Origin of the sequence: Bombella dulcis (genome assembly GCF_026385505.1) — a bacterium.
Classification (GTDB): domain Bacteria; phylum Pseudomonadota; class Alphaproteobacteria; order Acetobacterales; family Acetobacteraceae; genus Bombella; species Bombella dulcis.
The window spans coordinates 1-3,077 of the sequence record NZ_JANIDV010000014.1 but is presented as its reverse complement, the minus strand read 5'-3'; the positions used below and the strand labels follow the sequence as shown (position 1 = coordinate 3,077).

The following is a 3,077-nucleotide window of genomic DNA, read 5'->3' as shown; positions in this document are numbered from 1 at the left end:
GCCAGGACAACGAAGCGGACAACGCTGAGAACGCCGAAACCACGGCGGAGAACGAGACTACAGAGGCGACGGATGGCATGGACGAAATGCTTGCCGCCATGAAAAGTGCAATGGAGAAGTCCGGCTGCTCACAGGAGCAGATTGACGCCTGTCTTGCCGCATGCAGGTCGACTGGCGGCTCCACGGACAATGAGAATACCGCCGCAAATTCCGGCGTCCCCGAAAAGAAGGCCGAGGATGAGGACGATGCGGAGGAAGAGCGCAAACGGGCAATGGCCACAGACCGGGCCATAAAGAAGGCTCTGGCCGCAGACCGTGCGATGCGCCGTTCTGCTGATGATGCCCTCCGCCTCGTCCGCCCGCTGGTTGGCGATGTCCACGGGATGGACCGTGCTCCCGACATTTACCGCTATGCCCTACGGCAGTCCGGAATGGCGATGGACAGCCTGAATGAAGTTAATGAGGCGGGCCTCAAGGCTCTGGTCAATAGCCTGGTTCGCAGCGTCCATACCGCCTACGAGCCAGCCATGGCGCATGACAGTGCGCCCCTTCCCTACAAAATTCCCCATAAACTGTAAGGACCGCCGCAATGAGCGAATTCCAGACCGCAGTAAACTACACGTGGCCGCAGGGCTTTCCGGGGGCCATTGCTTCCGCCAATCCCCGCCGTTCCGTCATTTCTCCTGAAGCAGGGTTCCGTGCCGGGCCGTCCGGCCTGACCATCGCCGCATTTGCGTGGGTCAATCAGGATGGTCTGACTGTCTCCAATACAGGCACAGGCAAGCCCGCCGGGTTCGTCCACCGTGATCAGCAAGGCCTGACGACCCAGTATCTCCAGTCCAGCACCATGACCATTCCAGGCGGATTTGGCGTCACCCTGTCCTCGGGTGGTGACTACTGGGCACGCTCCAGCACGCCCGCCAGCCGTGGCGACAGCGTGTTCGCCTCCACAACGGATGGCAGCATCCAGACAGCATCCGCAGGAAATGCCCCACAGGGCACGGTGGATACAGGCTGGACCGTATCCCAGGGTGGACCGGCGGGGACCGATATCATCATCACCGGCCCCCTTTCCTGATTTTTTAAGGACGAAAAATGAAAAAGACTACAGATACACATCTACGCTCTGTGACGCCTGAACATCTGAAACGTGACTTCGGTGTTTATGGCGTCATGGAACGCCACAGCGGGGCTTTTGACAGTGCCGTCACGGCCCCCAACTCTGGCATCCCGTCCATCTTCTCTACATGGACTGACCCGAACGTCAAACGGGCACTCATCACGCCTACCCGGTCGGAAGAGATATACGATTCTGGCCGTAAGGGTGACTGGCTGACAGATACGGCTCAGTTCCCTTTCATCGAACTCTCCGGTGAAACGGCTTCCTATGACGATTACAGCCAGAACGGTGACAGCGACGCCAATGCCAACTGGGTCCAGCGTCAGTCCTTCCATTTCCAGACATGGACGAAATGGGGCGAGCGTGAAGCTGAACGCATGGGAGCCGCCCGCCTCGACTGGGTGAGCCAGAAAAACGAAGCCTCAATCTCCGTTCTGAACAAGGCGAGCAACCGCATCAACCTGTTCGGACTGGAGGGCCTCCAGCTCCGTGGTGCCCTCAATGACACGGCCCTACCAGCTGCCATCCAGCCGACCCCCAAGATCGCATCCTCCGGGACGGCCACAGGCGGCAATGACTGGATGAGCACCACGGATCCCGTGCAGGTCTATAACGACATCCTCAAGGCATTCCAGCAGCTATCCGTCCAGATGGGCGGGAACGTCACTCTGGAAAGCCCGCTGACTCTCGTCATTCCGACTGAACGGCAGCAGTGCCTGCTGTACACGAACCAGTTTCGTGTGTCCCTGCGTTCCCTGCTTCAGGAAAACCTGCCGAACCTCAAGATTGAGACCCTACCAGAAGCGGGGAGCACCCTCTCCGGCGGACTGAGCAAGGTAACACAGATGCAGCTCTTCCTCCGGGAAGTGGATGGCCAGAGAACGGTCACGACAGCTTTCACGGAGAAGCTGCGTGCCCATGCCGTGGAGCGTTACAGCTCCTACGTCCGGCAGAAGAAGACCCAGGGTACATGGGGGACCATCTGGTACTACCCGATTGCCTGCGTAACGATGGTGGGGATTTGAGATCATGGCCAACACTGTAACCGTACTCTGCCGCCTGCCGTCCGGAGTTATTCTGGAACTTCACGACCTGGACGGACTGAAAAGCCGCACCGCCTCCGAGGCCCCGGTGATGCAGGCCGCCGCAGCTCTGCGCAGCGTGACCCTGAAAGGGGCCAAGCATGACCCGTCCTATCATGAGGCGGAAGGACGCCTTCTAGGACGTGTCGGGCGCACCGAGGTGGACGCCGACTTCTGGAAGGCATGGCTTGACCAGAACCAGCGCAACCAGCTCGTGACGCAGTATCTCGTCTTCGCTGAGGCAAATGCCGCCAAAGCCGATGCCGCCGCAGCGGAGCTGTCCAAGGAAAAGACCGGCCTTGAGGGCGAAGACCGGAACGCTCTTCCGAATAACGTGAAGAAATTGGAGAAATAGTAATGACTGCGGGCGTTGTTGAATTCTCCTACCCCGACTGGGCCGCCGCCTTCCCGCAGCTGGCCTCCACGGTCGCAGAGCCACAGGCTGGGTTCCTGTTCAGGCAGGCGTGCCTGTTCCTCAACAACACCCCCTTCTCCATCGTCCAGAACGTCGATGAGCGGCGTGACCTCCTGTGGCTGCTCGTGGCACATCAGGCCCAGCTTGGCCTGAATTCTGCGGCAGGTAGCGGCTCATCCACTGGAGCGCAGGGCGTTGGCAGGCTGGCATCAGCCACCCGTGGCTCTGTCTCCGTCTCCTACGACGGGTCCGGCCTGCCGAACAATGCGGGCTGGTTAACGCAGACGCAGTATGGCCTGACCTACTGGCAGGCGACGGCCAAGTACCGGCAGATGCGCTTTACCCCCGGCAGACCCCACCCCGCAAGGATATGGCCATGAGCGCACGAATGAAGGGTGGGACGAAACTCACAAAATATCTGACTGACCTCGGGCAGAATGCCTCCAATGCAAAGCGGGTG

4 protein-coding genes and 1 pseudogene are annotated in these 3,077 nt (G+C 60.0%); all 5 read left to right on the top strand.

Translation table 11 applies throughout. The features are described 5' to 3' along the window. Positions 1-578: pseudogene (locus tag NQF87_RS08670) on the top strand (hypothetical protein); the annotation flags it as partial. 11 nt (positions 579-589) lie between these two features. Further along, positions 590-1,078, top strand: a complete 489-nt coding sequence (locus NQF87_RS08665; protein ID WP_266128010.1) for a structural cement protein Gp24 — start codon at positions 590-592, stop codon at positions 1,076-1,078. A 17-nt stretch (positions 1,079-1,095) separates the two neighbouring features. Continuing rightward, positions 1,096-2,145 (top strand): DUF2184 domain-containing protein, encoded by a 1,050-nt coding sequence (locus tag NQF87_RS08660; RefSeq protein WP_266128009.1) that lies wholly within the window; start codon positions 1,096-1,098, stop codon positions 2,143-2,145. A 4-nt stretch (positions 2,146-2,149) separates the two neighbouring features. Next, a complete protein-coding gene (locus NQF87_RS08655; protein WP_266128008.1) occupies positions 2,150-2,557 on the top strand; it encodes a hypothetical protein in 408 nt (135 codons plus the stop codon). A gap of 2 nt (positions 2,558-2,559) precedes the next feature. Then, entirely contained in the window at positions 2,560-2,997 is a 438-nt protein-coding gene (locus tag NQF87_RS08650) for a DUF4054 domain-containing protein (RefSeq protein ID WP_266128007.1), read from the top strand. Positions 2,998-3,077 lie beyond the last annotated feature (80 nt).